Raw genomic sequence first — 16,865 nt, forward strand, 5'->3', positions numbered from 1 at the left:
GGCAGCCGGAGATCCGGGGCCGTCGATCCGGAGGTTTGCGTAACGTGTCAGGGGAGTTACATCACGGCTTAATTAATGCCGTCATTAAAGTGGTTGTCCGCGGGGCCGTCAACCCCGGGGTCGTACAGTCGCCCCCGGACGGCCCGGGATCGAGGTGGCGGGGTGGAGTTGGCGCGAGCGACGAATCGGAGCGTGCGGCTGCGGAATCGGTCGGCGCTGCTGTCCAGGCTCTTCCTCGACGGTCCGCTGACCCGGCAGGACCTGATGCGCAGCACCGGTCTCAGCCAGCCCGCGGTCAGCAACGTGGTCAGCGACCTCATCGGCGAGGGCCTGGTCGTCGAGGCCGGTGCGGCCGAGTCCGACGGCGGCCGTCCCAGCATGATGCTGCGGGTCGCGCCCCGCTTCGCCTTCGTCATCGGGGTGGACGTCGGGGAGACCCTGGTCCGGGTCGAACTGTTCGACTTCGCCATGACCGTGCTGGCCCGCGCCGGTTACCCGCTGGATTCGGCGCGCACCGAACCGGCGACGGTTGCCGGACATGTGTTGGCCGGCATCGACGCGGTCACCACCCGGGCCCGGGTGTCCCCCGCCGACGTGCTCGGCGTCGGGATCGGTGTGTCGGGCGTGGTGGAGCAGGGCGCCGAGGCGGTGGTGCACGCCCAGGCCCTCGGCTGGGACCGGGTGCCGCTGGAGCGGTTGATCCGGTCGGGCACCGACCTGCCGCTGCACATCGACAACGGCGCGAACACCCTCGGCCAGGCGGAGATGTGGTTCGGAGCCGGGCGCGGCGCCCGGCACGCCGTGTTCGCCCTGGTCGGATCCGGGGTCGGCGCGGCCCTGGTGACCAACGGGGTCGCCTACCGGGGAGCGTCCAGCAGCGCCGGCGAGTGGGGACACACCACCCTGGTGTACGGCGGCCGGGCCTGCCGCTGCGGGGCCCGGGGCTGCCTGGAGGCGTACGTGGGCGCCGAGGCGATCATCGACCGCTACCAGGAGGCCCAGGGCGGCCGGACGGTGCCCGGCGGGGACGAGGAGTCCCGGATCGCCGCCCTGGTCGAGGCGGCTGCCAGTTCGCCCACCGCCCGCCGGGTGCTGGACGAGACCGCCGGCTACCTCGGCGCCGGGGTCGCCAACCTGATCAACCTGTTCAATCCCGAGCGGGTGGTGCTGGGCGGCTGGGTGGGGATGGCGCTCGGCGGTGTGCTGCCCGCGGTCCGCGAGGCGGCCGGCCGGCAGGCGCTGCGCCAGCCGTACGGGCAGGCGTCGATCGAGCTGTGCCGGCTCGGCGTGGACGCGGTCGCGCTCGGCGCCGCCACCCTGCCGGTGGCCCGGCTGCTCGCCACCGGAGGGCTGCGGCCGGCGGTCGATAACCGCCATAGGTAGCAACCGGGATAAATAGGCACTGTTATCGATCGATGTCTTGACGCCCGCGCAACACGGCCGCAACACTCGGGAGAGAGCGCTCTCCGGTCGCGGGGCCGGCCCGGCGGCACCATCCCGGCACCCGTGGCCGCTCTCCTCAGCCCCGTCGCGCCCGGCGTCCGCACCCCCTACCGACAGGCGAAGTCATGACATCTCGTGTCACCCCCGCACGCCCGAAAGCGGGCCGACGGCCCTGGCGGCGTACCGCCGTCGGCGTGGTCGTCGCGCTCGTCGCGGCCCTGACGCCGACCGTCCTGGCCGCACCGGCGCACGCCGCGCCGGTGCTGCTGTCCCAGGGCCGCCCGGCGACCGCGTCGTCCACCGAGGGCGCCGGTTTCCCGGCGTCGGCGGCGGTCGACGGCAACACCGGCACCCGCTGGTCGAGTGCCTTCAGCGACCCCCAGTGGCTACAGGTCGACCTCGGGGTCCGGGCCACCCTCAGCCAGGTCACCCTGGTCTGGGAGGCCGCGCACGCGCGGGCGTTCCAGATCCAGACCTCCGACAACGGCACCACCTGGACCACCGTCTGGAGCACCACCACCGGCGCCGGTGGCACCCAGACGGTGCCCGTCACCGGCAGCGGCCGGTACGTGCGGATGTACGGCACCACCCGGGCCACCGGCTACGGCTACTCGCTGTGGGAGTTCCAGGTCTACGGTGAGAGCGGTGGAGCCGACCCGGTCGAGCCCACCGACCCGCGCAACCCGAACTTCGGCCCGAACACCTTCGTCTTCGACCCGTCGACGCCGACGGCCACCATCCAGAGCCGGCTGAACACCCTCTTCACCCAGCAGGAGACCAACCAGTTCGGCCCGCAGCGGTACGCCGTGCTGTTCAAGCCCGGCACCTACACCGCAGACGTCAACCTCGGCTTCTTCACGCAGGTCGCCGGGCTGGGCATGAGCCCCGACGACGTGAACCTCAACGGCCACGTCCGGGTCGAGGCGGACTGGTTCGGCGGCAACGCGACGCAGAACTTCTGGCGCGCCGCGGAGAACCTGTCGGTCACCCTGCCCGCCGGGGTGAGCGTCGAACGCTGGGCGGTGTCGCAGGCCGCGCCGTACCGCCGGATGCACCTGCGCGGCGCGCAGAACCAGATCCAGCTCTGGAACGGCGGCGACGGCTGGTCCAGCGGCGGCCTGCTGGCCGACACCCGCATCGACGGGCTCGTCGTCTCCGGCTCCCAGCAGCAGTGGTACTCGCGCAACAGCGAGTTCGGCAACGGCTGGACCGGCTCGGTGTGGAACATGGTCTTCCAGGGCGTCACCGGCGCGCCCCCGCCGCACTTCCCGAACCCGTCGCACACCGTCATCGCGCAGACCCCGCAGATCCGCGAGAAGCCGTTCCTCTACGTCGACGGCACCGGCGAGTACCGGGTGTTCGTCCCGGCCCTGCGCACCAACTCCACCGGCACGAGCTGGTACGGCAAGACCCCGGCCGGCTCGTCCATCTCGCTGAGCCAGTTCTTCGTCGTCCGGCCGGGCACCAACGCGGCCACCATCAACGCCGCGCTCGCCCAGGGCCGGCACCTGCTGTTCACCCCCGGCGTGCACCGCGTCACCGAGCCGATCCAGGTCAACCGCGCCGACACGGTGATCCTCGGGCTCGGCCTGGCCACCATCCAGACCGACAACGGCACCGTCGGCATGCGGGTCGCCGACGTCGACGGGGTCAAGGTGGCCGGCATCATGTTCGAGGCCGGGCAGACCACCTCGCCGGTGCTCATGGAGGTCGGCCCGCCCGGGTCGTCGGCCGACCACTCGGCCAACCCGATCTCGCTGCACGACGTCTTCTTCCGCATCGGCGGGCCGGGCGTCGGCCGGGCCACCAACACCCTGACCGTCAACAGCGACGACGTCATCGGCGACCACATGTGGCTGTGGCGCGCCGACCACGGCGACGGCGTCGGCTGGACGGTGAACACCGCCGACACCGGGCTGACCGTCAACGGCGACGACGTCACCATGTACGGCCTGTTCGTCGAGCACTACCAGAAGTACCAGACCGTCTGGAACGGCAACGGCGGCCGGACGTACTTCTACCAGAACGAGATGCCGTACGACCCGCCCAACCAGGCCGCCTGGACGAACGGGGCGACCCGGGGCTACGCCGCGTACAAGGTGGCCGACTCGGTCACCAGCCACCAGGCGTGGGGGCTGGGCAGCTACTGCTACTTCAACGTCAACCCGGCGGTGGTCGCCGACCGGGCCATCGAGGCGCCGACGAACCCGAACGTCCGGTTCACCAACATGGTCACCGTCTCGCTCGGCGGGGTCGGCACCATCAACCGGGTCGTCAACAACAGCGGCGGCACCGCCAACACCGCCAACCAGGTGGTCTACCTGACCAACTACCCCTGACCGGCGTGGGGGGGGGGGGGGGGGGGGCCCCGCCCCCCCCCCCCCCCCCACGGGCCCACCCACCGCCCGCACCGGCCCGCCCCCATCGGAGACGGCATGACACGACACGTCCGCGTCCGCAGCCTTCCCCTCCTGGCCGCCCTCACCCTGTTGGCCGGATCGCTCGCGCCGGTGGCCCCCGCGCACGCGGTGCCCGCCAAGACGCCCCCGCTGACCACCCCGTGGACCAGCCAGGCGCTCGCCGGCACCCCCCTGCCGGAGTACCCCCGACCGCAGATGACCCGCCCCGACTGGCTCAACCTCAACGGCGAGTGGCAGCTACGCCAGTCCGCCACCAACGACGCCCCGCAGTTCGGCGCCGACCTTCCCGAACGCGTCAACGTGCCGTTCCCGGTGGAGAGCGCCCTGTCCGGCGTGCAACGTGCCGCCGGCGACAACCGCCACTACCTGTTCTACCGGCGCACCTTCACCGTCCCGTCCCACTGGTCCGGCCGGCGGACGCTCCTGCACTTCGGCGCGGTCGACTGGCAGACCACCGTGTGGGTCAACGGCATCCAGGCCGGCCAGCACACCGGCGGCTACGACGCCTTCTCCCTCGACGTCACGGCGCAGCTCAACGGCGGCACGAACGAGATCGTCGTCAGGGTGTGGGACCCCACCGACAGCCGGCAGAACGGCAGCCTGCCCCCGATCGGCAAGCAGACCAAGACGCCGAGCGGCATCTTCTACACCCCGAGCTCCGGCATCTGGCAGACCGTCTGGCTCGAACCGGTGCCGACCGCGTCGATCAGCAGCGTGGACGTGTACCCGAACCTGGCCAACGACACCCTTCGGGTCCGGGTGTCCACCCGTGGCGACGTCACCGGGCACAGCGTCCTCGCCGAGGCGCTGAACGGGGCGACCGTGGTGGGGTCCGCCGTCGGTGGCTTCGCCGAGTTCAGCGTGCCCGTGCCGAACGCCCGACGCTGGTCCCCCGACGACCCGTTCCTCTACGACCTGCGGGTCACCCTGCGCGGTCCCGGCGGCGGCCAGGTGGACCGGACGACGCACTACTTCGGGATGCGGGAGATCACCACCGGCCTGGTCGGCGGCGTGCTGCGGCCGAAGCTCAACGGCCAGTTCGTGTTCCAGGTCGGCACGCTCGACCAGGGTTACTGGCCCGACGGCCTCCACACCGCGCCGACCGACGCCGCGCTCGCCTTCGACCTGCAGAAACACAAGGACCTCGGGTTCAACATGGTGCGCAAGCACATCAAGGTCGAACCGCAGCGGTGGTTCTATCACGCCGACCGGCTCGGCCTGCTGGTGTGGCAGGACCTCCCGTCGATGACCGCGCAGGACGTCAACGCCGACAACGCCCAGCAGGCCCAGTTCGAGGCCGAGGCACGGGAGATCGTCAACGAGCACCGGAGCAGCCCCGCGGTGGTCGCCTACACGGTCTACAACGAGGGGTGGGGCGAGCGTGCGCTGGCCGACACCCGCCGCGTCGGGCAAAACGTGAAGAACCAGGACCCGACCCGGTTGGTGAACGTGCACAGCGGCCACAACTGCTGCCAGTCCCTGGGCGACCCCGGCAACGGCGACATCGACGACTGGCACGTCTATCTCGGTCCCGCCTCGCCGGCCCCGTCCGCCTCCCGGATCGCGGTACTCGGCGAGTTCGGCGGCCTGGGGCTGCGGACACCGGGGCACGAGCACAGCCCGAGCGGCGGCTTCTTCGCGTACGAGTGGCTGCCGAACTCCGCAGCGCTCACCGACCGGTACGTCGGCCTCGTGCAGGGCACCCAGAACCTGATGCTCGGCACCGGCCTCAGCGCCTCGGTGTACACCGAGATCACCGATCTCGAAGGCGAACTGAACGGGTTCCTCACCTACGACCGTCGGGTCGTCAAGATGGAAGAGGGCCGGGTCCGTGCGGCGAACCGGGGGCTGATCGACGCGTCCCGGTCGGTCGGGGGCAGCCAGCCGGTCGCCCTGCCGGTCAGCACCCGGCGGTCGTTGCAGGTGACGACCCCGGGCTACACCAACCGGTACCTGCGGCACCGGGACAGCCTCGCCTACACCGAGATCGTCACCTCGGACAGCCCCGCGCTGCTCAAGAACGACGCCACGTACACGATCCGGCCCGGCCTGGCCGACCCGAACTGCTACTCGTTCGAGTCCGTCAACTTCCCGGGTCAGTACCTGCGGCACGTCGAGTCCCGGGTCCGCAACTCCCCCGACGACGGCTCCGCCCTGCTCCGCGCCGACGCGACCTGGTGCGCCCGGACCGGGCTCACCGGCAGCGGCGTGTCGCTGGAGTCGTACAACTTCCGGGGATCGTTCCTGCGCCACTACGCCTCGGAGGTCTGGCTGAGCAACGGCGCCGGCGGGGCGGCGTACAACTCACCCGGGCTGTGGGCGGCGGACAGCACCTGGAACGTCGCCGGCCCCTGGGCTCCCTGACGGCGCCGCCCCCGGCCCAGTGCCGGTGACGGCGGTCGGACCTGGGACCTCGGCGCTGTCGGCAGCCGAGTTCGGCGGCTGCGGGTCGGCTGCGGCGAAGGTGACCGGAGCGTGGAACGCGGCCCGGCGCGCGGCGCGGCGCAGCGCGGCGAGCACCGCCGGCCCGGCCAGGACGATCGCCACCGCGGTGGTGATCGCGCGGCCGGTGTCCCAGCCGAAGGTGGAGGTGACTGCGGTGAACAGGGCGAGGCGGTGCAGGTTCTCCAGCACCGGCGCGCCCGCGACGTAGGACAGTTGGGTGTCCGCGCCGGTGCTGAACGGCCAGAACCACAGGTTCATCAGCAGGCCGTAGCCGTAGGCGGCGAGTGCGCCGTATCCGGCGAGGACGGCGGTCTCGGCCCGGCCGCGCAGCCTCGCCGGAAGCAGGCCGGCGCCCAGGCCGATCCAGGACGCGCACAGCATCTGGAACGGCAGCCACGGTCCGACGCCGGCGGTGAGCAGGGCGGAGGCGAACAGGGACGTCGAACCGAGCAGGAACCCGAATCCGGGGCCGAAGACCCGGCCGGCGAGGACGAGGAGGAAGAACACGGTCTCGATGCCTGCGGTGCCCGCGCCCAGGGGGCGCAGCGCGGCGTTGACGGCGGCGAGCACGCCGAGCATCGCCAGGGCTTTGCTGTCCATGCCGCCGGAGGTGAGTTCGGCCAGCACGAGCGCCACGAGCACCGGCAGCATGAGGAAGAAGACCAGCGGCGCCTCGCCGGTGCGGGCGGTGGATTCCGGCTGCGCGGGGACGAAGAACGGCCAGGTGAAGGTGGCCAGCGCGGCGGCCGAGGCGAGGGCCAGCACCACGGCGGTACGCGGGGCGACCCGCAACACGGTCATGCCGGTGCCCGGGTCTGGGTCAGCGCGGCGGCGACCTGTTCCACGGTGAGCCACGGCGCGGGGGCGAGGACCTTGGCCACCTGCGGGGCGAAAGCCGGTGACGCGAGCATGACCTCCGCCGTGCTGCCGTCGGAGACGATGTCCCCCTCGGCCATCACGATCACCCGATCGGCGAGGGCCGCGACGAGTTCGACGTCGTGGGTGGCGACCACCACGGCGCGGCCGGCGGCGGCCAACGCGCGGACGACCTCGGTGAACTGCCGCTTGGCGTGGTAATCCAGCCCACGGGTCGGCTCGTCGAGCAGCACCACCGGCGGAGCCGCGGTGAGCTGGACGGCGAGCGCGAGGGCCAGCCGCTGCCCCTCGGACAGGTCGCGGGGGTGCCGGTCGGCGGGCAGGCCGGGGGTGAGCTGATCCAGCAGCGCCCGGCAGGTGCCGGCCGGCGCCGCGGTCTCCCGGTCGGCCTGGGCGCACTCGGCGTCCACGGTCTCCAGGTAGAGCAGGTCGCCGGAGTTCTGTGGGACGAGGCCGACGTGCCGGCGGGCACGGCCCGCCGGCAGGCTCTTCGGGTCGACGGTCCCCTGAGGTCCGGCCACGGCGACGGTCCCGCCGTGGCGGGGGCCGCTGCCCTGCACCGCCCACAGCAGGCTGGACTTGCCGGACCCGTTGCGGCCCATCAACGCGACGACCTCGCCGGGCCGCAGGTCGACGTCGACGCCGGCCACCGCGACGGTGCCCGGATACCGTACGACGATCTTCCGCGCGGTCAGCGCCGCCGCCCTCTCCGCCACCGCCGCGGGCGGCGGCGGGTCCGCGCCGGCGAGCCGGTGCCGCAGGTCGGACGCCTGCCGACGGGCGTCGCGCACCGACAGCGGCAGGGGTGTCCAGCCGGCGAGGCGGCCCAGCTCGATCAGCGGCGGCGCGATGTCGATGTGCGCGAGCACCGTCGCCGGTGTCCCGTCGATCACGCTCCCGTCGCCGGGCAGGTAGAGCAGCCGGTCGGCGTACTGCACCACCCGCTCCAGCCGGTGCTCGGCCAACACCACGGTCACGCCGAGGTCGTGCACCAGCCGGGTGATGGTGGCGAGCACGTCCTCCGCGGCGGTGGGGTCCAACGCGGAGGTGGGCTCGTCGAGCACCAGCACCCGGGGATGGGCCGTGAGCACCGCGCCGATGGCGACCCGCTGCTGCTGGCCGCCGGACAGCGTCCGCAGCGGCCGGTCGCGCAGGTCCGCGATGCCGAGCAGGTCGAGGGTCTCCTCCACCCGCTTGCGCATGACCGCCGGTGGCAGGGCCAACTGCTCCATCCCGTACGCCAGCTCCTCCTCGACGGTGTCGGTGACGAACCCGGCCAGGGGGTCCTGGCCGACCACGCCGACGACGTCGGCGAGGTCGCGTGGCGGGTGCCGGCGGGTGTCCCGGCCGTCCACGGTGACGGTGCCGTGCAGGGTGCCGCCGGTGAAGTGCGGCACCAACCCGTTGATCGCCCGTAACAGGGTCGACTTGCCGGCGCCGGTCCGGCCGGCGACCAGGCAGAGTTCGCCCTCCTCGACCTGGAGCGTCACGTTCCGCAGCGGGGGCGGGCCGCCCTCGGCGTAGCGGACGGTGACCCGGTCAAAGGTGATCATGGGGAACCTCCCGTCACCGGCGACGTGGTGGTGGTGGGACGCGCCGTGTCCACCTGCGGGCTCGGAGCGGGAAGCGCCGGGACCGCCGGTGGGCGGGTGGCCCGCGCCACGGGCGGTGGCGGCGCCAGCCAGGCGGGGGCCGCCGCGACCGCGACGGCGAGCAGCATCGGCGGCGTCAACTGGGGCCAGGTGAGCGGGCTGACCGGCGGATAGAGCAGCTCCGGGGCGACCGCGCCGCCCAGCATGGTCAGCCCGGCGGCGGCCACGCCGCAGCCGGCCACGAGCAGCTCGGCCGGGTGCCAGCGATCCGGCCGGTAACGGCTGCGGCGGACCCGGCGGCCGGCCAGCAGCATCCCGGCCACGGCGGTTGCCAGGCCGCCGAGGAGCAGCGGCAGGCCGAGGTAGCCGGGACCGGTGTCGAGCAGCCCGTACGTGCCGGCGCACACGCCGATCAGCCCGCCGAGCACCAGCGCGCCGGTGGCGGCGCGCTGACCGGGGGCCACCGCCGCGGTCCGGCCGTAGCCCCGGGAGTCCATCGCCGCCGCGAGGGCCAGGGACCGGTCCAGCGCGTCGGCCAGCACCGGCAGGGCGATGCCCCGCAGCGCCCGCATCCCGCGCCCGGACGCGCCCCGCAGCCGTCGTGCCCTGCGGACCCGCAGCACGCTCTCCACCAACTGCGGGGCGACCGACAACGCGACCACGACGGCCGTGCCGACCGCGTACAACGCGCCGGGCACCGCCTTGAGCAGCCGTTTCGGGTTGGCCAGCGCGTTCGCCGCGCCGAGGCAGACCAGCATCGCGGCCAGCCGCAGCCCGTCGTAGAACCCGCCGAGGACCTGCTCGACGGCGACCGGCCCGAACAACCGGATGCCGGCCGCCCAGGCGGGCAGCGGGACCTCCGGCAACCGGATCAGCACGTGGTCGCCCTGCCCACCGCCGAACACGATGCGGAACACCACCCGCATCACCACGATCACCGCGCCGAGCACCAGGTACATCCGGAACGCCAGCGCCCACGGCGCGTCACCCCGCCGCCGGACGACCACCAGCGCGGCGACGGCGATCAGCAGCGCCAGCGGCAACGGATTGGTGGTGTGACTGGCCGCCGTGGCCAGGCCCAGCGCCCAGAGCCACCACGCGCCCGGGTGCAGCCCTCGGGGCAGCGGTGCCGACGGCCACCACGACGTCGCCCGGCCGGATCGGGCAGCCGTGCCCGCGTGGCCCCTGCCCCGGTCAGTCATCCTGGTCGACGGCCCGCCGCCGCCTGGCGGCGATCACGCCACCGGCGGCGAGTGCCGCCAGCAGCAACACCCCCGTCACCGTGCCCAGCGGGACGCCACCGCCGTCGCGGGGCGCGGCGACATCGGTCAGCACCGGCTCGGAGCTGGCCGGCGATGGGCCACCGGACCCGCCGGTCGGCGGCGCGGTGGCCGGCGCGCCAGCGGTCGTCGCCGGCCCACTCACCGGTGTCGTGGCGGAGGGTGCCGCGCGTGTCGTCGGCGCTGCCGGACCGGGGCCACCGCCGGCCGCCGTCGAGGGCGCGACCGGCCCGCTGCCCGCCGGTGGCGTGACCGGCGCGCCGCCGGTGGTTGGCGGCGGCGACGGTGGTGGCGACGGTCGTTTCGGTGCGAGACCGGGACGGGGCGCGTCGGCGGCGCTGCGGTTGAGGGAGAATGACCAGCCCTCGAAACTGCCGGCCGGCGGCTTGCGGTTGAGCACACCCTTGTCGCTGTACGTCCAGCTGCCACCGTTGGCCGCATGCCAGTACGACCAGTAGGCGCTGGCCGGGGGCGTGTCGACGCACTTCTCGGCCGCCGCCGACGGTTTGCCCTCGATCCGGCAGACGAACCCCTCGCCCCACCGCAGAGTGCCGGTGACCTGGAAACCGGCGTCCTTCAGCGCCGCCAGGCCGGTGGACGGCTCGCCCCGGGCGCACCGCACCACCGTTCCGCCACCGAGTTCGTTGAAGTCGACCACCACCGTGACGCCGGAGGCGTCCGGGCAGTAGCCGGCCGTCCCGGCGGCCATCGCCGGGGGACCCGATCCGCCCACCGCGCCGACGGCGGCCAGGACGACCACCAGCCCGGCGCGGACGACCCGGACGATCACGTCGCCCGCCGGCGGCCGAGGAGCAGCAGCAGCGACCCACCGCCGACCATCAGGAGCGCGACCAGCACGTACGTGGTGATCGCCGCGCCGGTCTTCGGCAGGCCACCCGCACCCCCCGGGGCGGTCGGCGTGGAGGTCGGGGCGGCGGTCGCCGACGCGGTGGGTGACGGGGCCGGTGCCGTGGTCGTGGTGGACGCGCTCGGGGTCGGGCTGGCCGACGCGGTCGGCGTCGGCGACCCGGTGGGTGTGGGGGACGCCGTTCCGGTCGGTGAGGCCGTGCCGGTCGGGGTGGGACCGGGCGACGACGGCGGCAGGTCGAGGCCGATCCGGCCGAGCGGCACCTGGGCGAGACCGAGCAGGGCCTGCGCGGTGGCCCGGCGCCACTGGTCCCGGGAGACGGCGTCGATCCCGGACCGGACGGCGGCGGCCAGGCCGTCGGCGTTGTAGGCGATGGCGCCCGCGTCGGCGGCGGCTGCGCCGCCGTGCGACGTGGTCAGCTGGAGCGCGCTCAGCGCGCCCGCTGCGCGGGCGGCCTCGGCGTGGCGTCCGGCGGCGGCGAGCGCCTGCCCGGCCAGGCCGGTGCTGTTGGAGTTCGCGCCGGTCGTCGGCCCCGAGCCGCCGAACGACCCGTCGGCGTGCTGCTGGGCGACCAACCAGTCCGCGCCCCGACCCGCCGCGTCGGCGGCGCCCGTGGCCCCCTCGTCAGCGGCGGCCAGCAGCGCCTGCACGGCCATGGCGGTCGAGTCGACGTCGAGGATGGCGCCGGCCTGCTCGTCGCACGACGGCGACGGGCCGTCCCCCGTGTCGGGGTAGAGCCGGAAGCCGCCGGCCGCGCACTGCTGCCGGACGAGGAAGTCGACGGTGTCCTGCGGGACGTCGCCGCTGCGGGCCAAGCCCAGCACGGTGAAGGACTGGTCGAAGGTGTTGCTGGCGTCCGGACCGCTGTCGGCGGTGGTGCGGCTGGTGATCCGCCCTCGCTGGTGTCCGGCGTCCGCCCCGGCGACCAGCGACAGGGCCTCGGCCCGCAGGTCGAAACCGCCGAAGTCGGTGGGGTCAGCTCCGGCGGCGGAGGCCGCGTAGAGCAGCTTCGCGGTGGCCCCGCCGTCGGTGAAGCCCTCGATGCCCCAGTCGTCGTAGCTGTTGTAGGAGCGCACGTGCGCCGCGACCTGCGCGGTCGCCGCCTGCCGGGTCGACGCGGCCACCCCGGTCGCGGACAACGCGATGACTCCGTCGATGGTCAGGCCCCAGTCCGAGCCGCCGAACGGCCCGGGAAGCGCCCCGTCGGCGACCTCACCGGCCAACCAGGACGCGGCCTCGCGTGCCGCGGCGGCCTCGGCCGGTGCCGGAGCGGCCACCACGGTCAGGGGCAGGGCGGCGATCGCGGCGAGGGTCGCCGCCGTGCTGGCGGCGAGGCCGGTGCCGATCCGCCGGTGCCGGGACAGGGGCATGGGGGTGCCTTTCGCAGAGCGGTCGGTGAAGGCGCCGGAACGCGCCCGAGGAGACGGCACCCCGCTCGCATGACGCGCTGAGCGGGGTGGACGGACCTCGGCGGCCCGGACTTCACCCTGTAGACCTCGACAGTGGAAGCCGCTCGTCCCGGGCGAGGCATTCCGGCTCGCGGGGTCGGTGCCTCGCTCACGGTTGCGGGTCAGCGCCGGCTTCGACCGGCTTTCCCCCACACGGGACGTATGCAGTTGGGTGCCCGGCGTGAACCGGGTGCCGACACGGTACCGCCCGCACGTCGAGTGACGCCAGAGCGGCGGCCGGCACCCGGCACACCACGGGTCGACGGGTCAGGGGGCGGCGATGCTCGGTGGGGCACCCGCGCCGAAGGACCAGCCCTCGACGCTGCCCGGCGCGGGGTTGTAGCTGGTCGCGCCGGACGTGCTGTAGGACCAGGAACCGCCGCTGGGCGCGTGCCAGTACGACCAGTACGCCGTGACGGGCGGGGTGTTGACGCATGGCTCCGTCGCGGCGGTGGGCTGGCCGTTGATCCGGCAGACGAAGGCCAGTCCCCAGCGTGAGGTGCCGGTCACGGTGAAGCCCGCGCCCTGGAGGGCGGCGAGCCCGGTCGCCGGGTCGCCGAGGGCGCAGGCAACCTGGACCCCGCCGCCGAGGGCGGCGAAGTCGACCACCACGGTGACTCCGGATGTGCCGGTGCAGGCGGCGGCGTGCGCGGCCTGCGGCGCAGGCTCGACGGCGGTCAGCGCGACGGCGGCGACGGCTGCGGCCAACAGCCCGGCAAGCCGGCTACGAAAGGCGGAGCGAGACACGGGTCCTCCCGGAAAGCGGACGTGAGAAATCGGGCGAGCGACGGGTACGGGTCACGGGCAGTCGACGACCGGCGCGCCGGTCGTCGCGCCGGCGGCGGACAGGTGGGCGTACCCGAGGCCGGTCAGGCCGAGGACGGCCTGCGCGGTGGCGCGGGCGGCGGTGCCCGGGTCGAAGGCGCCGCCGTCGAAGTCGACCGCGCCCCGATCGGCCGACGCCCCGGCGCAGCCGACCTGGAGTCCGGCGAGGAACGTGCGGGCCCGGGCCCAGGCCAGCGGCCGGTGACCGGCGCGCAGCGCCTGCGCGGCGAGCCCGGTGCTGTTGGCGTTCGGCGTTCCCGCCGCGTTGGCGAACCCGCCATTCGCACCCTGCACCGAGAGCAGCCAGCGCAGCCCCGCGGTAGCGTCGGCCTTACGACCGGCCGCCCGCAACGCCTGCACCGCGAGCGCGGTGGCGTCCACGTCGGAGGTGCAGACCGGCTGGGCCGGCAGCAGCGGGTAACCGCCGTCGGCGCAGCGGGTGCCGGCCAGCCAGGAGGCTGCCGCTGCCGGGACGCCCTGCGCGGTCCGGTCCAGGGCGAGGATGGCGAAGGACTGGCTGAACGCGTTGCTGTAGTCGCCGTAGGCCGACCGGTCGGTGAACCGGCCGGTCGCCGACTGGAGCGAGCGCAGGCGGGCGACCAGGTCCACCCCGCCCACATCTGTCGGGTCTCCGCCGCGCACCGCCACGGCGAGGGCGAGCTTGGCGGTGGCGCCGACGTACGCCTCGGCTGTGCCGTCGCCGACGTAGGCGTCGCGGACGTCGGGCCGGGTGACCCAGGCCAGCGCCCGCGTGCCGGAGTCGTCGGCGACGCCGGCAGCGGCGAAGGCGAACACCGCGTCGAGCGTGAGGCCCTGGTCCGGGAAGGCCACCCCGTCGTAGACCACCTCGAAGCGTTCCCCGTCGACCAGTTGCCGGGCCAGCCACCCGGCGGCGGCCTCCGCCCGGGTCGTGCCGGTGGAAGCAGGAGCGGGAGCGGCGAGCGCGGGCGTGGTGAGGGTGAGCGCGGCGAGCACACCGCAGAACAGGGCGAGCAGGCGGTGCCGGCTCAGGCGGACGACCATCGGAAGCGCCTTTCCGGCCCGGCGGTCGTCAGAACCCGGACGACCGCCGCGGCACGGGGTCGACCGGGACTCCGACCCGTGGGCCACGACGGGTGGGGAGCGGGATCGCGCGTGCGTCGGGTATTCGGGCTTGCCATCGGAGCGCACCCCGACGACCTACCGTTGCGGGCCAGCGCCGGACTTCGACCGGACTTCCCCCACACGGACGCGCTGATGAAGTTGTCGCGTCAGTCTGGACGGGCGAGGCAGCACGTGTCAATGCGTCGTACGACATTGACGCAGAGTGACCGCCGCACGGGAGTGGACGTCGTTCGGCCGTGCCGGGCGGGACGCCTCGGCGTCCCGCCCGGCACGCGGTCACCTGCCGCGAAGCTCGACGGCGGCGGCGACGAGGTGCGCGAGGGACGCCTCGACCTCGGGATAGCTGCGGGTCTTCAGGCCGCAGTCGGGGTTCACCCACAGCCGCTCGGCCGGCACCACGGCCAGGGCCCGGCGAAGCGCCTCGACGACCTCGTCACGTGGCGGCACCCGGGGCGAGTGGATGTCCCACACACCTGGCCCGACCCCCCGGCGGTAGCCGGCCGCGGCAAGGTCGTCGAGGACCTCCATCTTCGAGCGGGACGCCTCGATGCTGGTGACGTCGGCGTCGAGGGCGTCGATGGCGGTGATGACCTCGCCGAACTCGGAGTAGCACAGGTGGGTGTGGATCTGGGTGTCGTCGGCGACACCGCTGGTGGCCAGGCGGAACGCGCCGACCGCCCAGTCCAGGTAGGCATCCTGGTCTGCCGCGCGCAGGGGCAGGGCCTCGCGCAGCGCCGGCTCGTCGACCTGGATCACCCGGATGCCGGCCGCCTCAAGGTCGCCGCACTCGTCACGCAGGGCGAGGGCGACCTGGTCGGCGGTGACGTCGATCGGCTGGTCGTCGCGCACGAACGACCAGGCGAGGATCGTCACCGGACCGGTGAGCATGCCCTTGACCGGCCGATCGGTCAACGACTGCGCGTAGGAAGACCAGGCGACCGTCATGGGAGCCTTGCGGGCCACGTCGCCGTAGATGATCGGCGGACGGACACAGCGGGAGCCGTACGACTGCACCCAGCCGTGCTCGGTAGTGGCGAAACCGGTCAGTTGCTCGCCGAAGTACTGGACCATGTCGTTGCGTTCCGGCTCGCCATGCACGAGCACGTCGAGGCCCAGCCGCTCCTGGAGCCGGACGACGTGCTCGACCTCGGCGCGCATCCGCTGGATGTAGCCGGCGTCGTCGAGCCGGCCGGACCGGTGTGCGGCGCGGGCCGCACGCAGCTCGGCGGTCTGCGGGAACGAGCCGATGGTCGTGGTGGGCAGCGGCGGCAGCGGCATCCGGGCCTGCTGGGCCGCCGCCCGCTGCCGGTAGTCACCCCGTTGCCTGTCGCCAGGGCGCAGCGCGGCGAGCCTGTCCCGTACGGTGTCGTCGCGCCACGCCGCTGGGGCGGACGGCAGCGGTTCGGGCAGCGACGTGGCGCCGTCGCGCAGGGCTCGGCCGAGCAGGACGACCTCGTCGACCTTCTGCCGGGCGAAGGCCAACCGCCGGCGCAGCCGCGGATCGAGCGTCGCCTCGGCGGCGAGGTCCACCGGCACGTGCAGCAGGGAACAGGAGGCGGACACGGCGACGTGGTCGGCGAGCCCGGTGACCACCGCACCGGTCGTTATCGCCGCCCGCAGGTCGGTGCGCCAGACGTTACGGCCGTCGACCAGTCCGGCGACGATCGTCTTGCCGTGCAGTGGGCCGGCCCCGGCGAGACGTCGCAGGTTGCCGGGCCCGGCAACGAGGTCCAGGCCGAGCGCCTCGACCGGCGTGTCCAGCAGCGCGGGCAGCGCGTCACCGAGTTCCCCGAAGTAGGTGGCGACGAAGATCCTCGGCCGCTGCCGCACGGAGCACAACCGCGTGTAGGCATCGCGTAGCGCCTCGGTCTCGGCCGTGGTGCGGTCGGCCACGTAGGCGGGTTCGTCGAGCTGAACCCACGTGACACCGGCGGCGGCGAGGGCACGGAGAATGTCGGCGTACACGTCGACGAGTTCGGTCATCCGATCGAATGCCCCGGCACCTGGCGTGGAGGTCTTGGCCAGCAGCAGGAACGTGGCGGGCCCGACCAGCACCGGTCGGCTCTCGATACCCAGCGCGCGGGCTTCTCCGTACTCACGCAACGCCTTGTCGGGGTTCGCGGCGAACACGGTGTCGGGTCCGATCTCCGGGACCAGGTAGTGGTAGTTGGTGTCGAACCACTTCGTCAGCTCCAGCGCCGGTTCGGCGTCGACGCCGCGGGCCATGGCGAAGTAGGTGTCGAGCCCCGACAGGCCGAGCCGGGCGAAGCGTCGTGGGACCGCGCCGACGGCCACCGCCGTGTCGAGGACGTGATCGTAGTAGGAGAACGTGTTCGACGGGATCGCGTCCAGGCGGGCGTCGCGCAGCGTCCGCCAGACCCCGGCGCGCAGCGCGACCGAGGCGCTCTCCAACTCCGCGGCGTCGATGCGGCCCGCCCAGTAGGCTTCCACGGCCTTCTTCAGTTCACGGTTCCCACCGATACGTGGATAGCCGAGCACGGTGCTCTGACCGAATGTGGTGCTCATGGGTCCTTCCCTCGAAGCGTCCGAGGACTCGCGCGAGG

At 73.8% G+C, this 16,865-nt stretch carries 11 protein-coding genes and 2 riboswitches; of the genes, 3 read left to right on the forward strand and 8 right to left on the reverse strand.

Features of this window, described 5'->3' with window-relative positions:
• Positions 1-192: 192 nt before the first annotated feature.
• From ACFYWL_RS25400 to ACFYWL_RS25410, 3 genes are all read left to right on the forward strand, one after another.
• The gene (locus ACFYWL_RS25400; RefSeq protein WP_386977296.1) at positions 193-1,383 is read left to right on the forward strand and encodes an ROK family protein; all 1,191 of its coding nucleotides are present in this window, start codon (positions 193-195) and stop codon (positions 1,381-1,383) included.
• Positions 1,384-1,568: 185 nt separating this feature from the next.
• The gene (locus tag ACFYWL_RS25405; RefSeq protein WP_386977299.1) at positions 1,569-3,782 is read left to right on the forward strand and encodes a discoidin domain-containing protein; all 2,214 of its coding nucleotides are present in this window, start codon (positions 1,569-1,571) and stop codon (positions 3,780-3,782) included.
• Positions 3,783-3,878: 96 nt separating this feature from the next.
• A complete protein-coding gene (locus ACFYWL_RS25410; protein ID WP_386977302.1) occupies positions 3,879-6,227 on the forward strand; it encodes an AbfB domain-containing protein in 2,349 nt (782 codons plus the stop codon).
• Here ACFYWL_RS25410 and ACFYWL_RS25415 read toward each other — a convergent pair.
• The 8 genes from ACFYWL_RS25415 to metE all read right to left on the reverse strand — a co-directional run bounded on the left by ACFYWL_RS25415 (position 6,168) and on the right by metE (position 16,827).
• The gene (locus ACFYWL_RS25415; RefSeq protein WP_386977305.1) at positions 6,168-7,109 is read right to left on the reverse strand and encodes an ECF transporter S component; all 942 of its coding nucleotides are present in this window, start codon (positions 7,107-7,109) and stop codon (positions 6,168-6,170) included. The two genes, ACFYWL_RS25410 and ACFYWL_RS25415, sit on opposite strands and share 60 nt — an antisense overlap.
• Entirely contained in the window at positions 7,106-8,737 is a 1,632-nt protein-coding gene (locus ACFYWL_RS25420; RefSeq protein WP_386977308.1) for an ABC transporter ATP-binding protein, read from the reverse strand. The genes ACFYWL_RS25415 and ACFYWL_RS25420 overlap by 4 nt, the downstream gene beginning before the upstream one ends.
• Positions 8,734-9,978 carry an energy-coupling factor transporter transmembrane protein EcfT gene (locus ACFYWL_RS25425; protein ID WP_386977311.1) on the reverse strand — a complete coding sequence of 415 codons (1,245 nt, stop codon included), beginning with the start codon at positions 9,976-9,978 and terminating at the stop codon, positions 8,734-8,736. The genes ACFYWL_RS25420 and ACFYWL_RS25425 overlap by 4 nt, the downstream gene beginning before the upstream one ends.
• The gene (locus ACFYWL_RS25430; protein ID WP_386977392.1) at positions 9,971-10,819 is read right to left on the reverse strand and encodes a hypothetical protein; all 849 of its coding nucleotides are present in this window, start codon (positions 10,817-10,819) and stop codon (positions 9,971-9,973) included. Before ACFYWL_RS25430 ends, ACFYWL_RS25425 begins: the two co-directional genes overlap by 8 nt.
• Positions 10,820-10,842: 23 nt before the next feature.
• Positions 10,843-12,294, reverse strand: coding sequence for an LPXTG cell wall anchor domain-containing protein (locus tag ACFYWL_RS25435; RefSeq protein ID WP_386977314.1), 1,452 nt, complete (start codon positions 12,292-12,294; stop codon positions 10,843-10,845).
• A 156-nt stretch (positions 12,295-12,450) separates the two neighbouring features.
• Positions 12,451-12,520: riboswitch (cobalamin riboswitch) on the reverse strand.
• A gap of 119 nt (positions 12,521-12,639) precedes the next feature.
• Positions 12,640-13,119, reverse strand: a complete 480-nt coding sequence (locus ACFYWL_RS25440; RefSeq protein WP_386977317.1) for a hypothetical protein — start codon at positions 13,117-13,119, stop codon at positions 12,640-12,642.
• A 51-nt stretch (positions 13,120-13,170) separates the two neighbouring features.
• Entirely contained in the window at positions 13,171-14,220 is a 1,050-nt protein-coding gene (locus ACFYWL_RS25445; RefSeq protein ID WP_386977320.1) for a peptidase, read from the reverse strand.
• A gap of 97 nt (positions 14,221-14,317) precedes the next feature.
• Positions 14,318-14,445: riboswitch (cobalamin riboswitch) on the reverse strand.
• A gap of 132 nt (positions 14,446-14,577) precedes the next feature.
• Positions 14,578-16,827 (reverse strand): 5-methyltetrahydropteroyltriglutamate--homocysteine S-methyltransferase, encoded by a 2,250-nt coding sequence (gene metE, locus ACFYWL_RS25450; RefSeq protein WP_386977323.1) that lies wholly within the window; start codon positions 16,825-16,827, stop codon positions 14,578-14,580.
• Positions 16,828-16,865: the final 38 nt, after the last annotated feature.

Origin of the sequence: Micromonospora sp. NPDC002575 (genome assembly GCF_042889525.1) — a bacterium.
Taxonomy (GTDB): Bacteria; Actinomycetota; Actinomycetes; order Mycobacteriales; family Micromonosporaceae; genus Micromonospora; species Micromonospora carbonacea.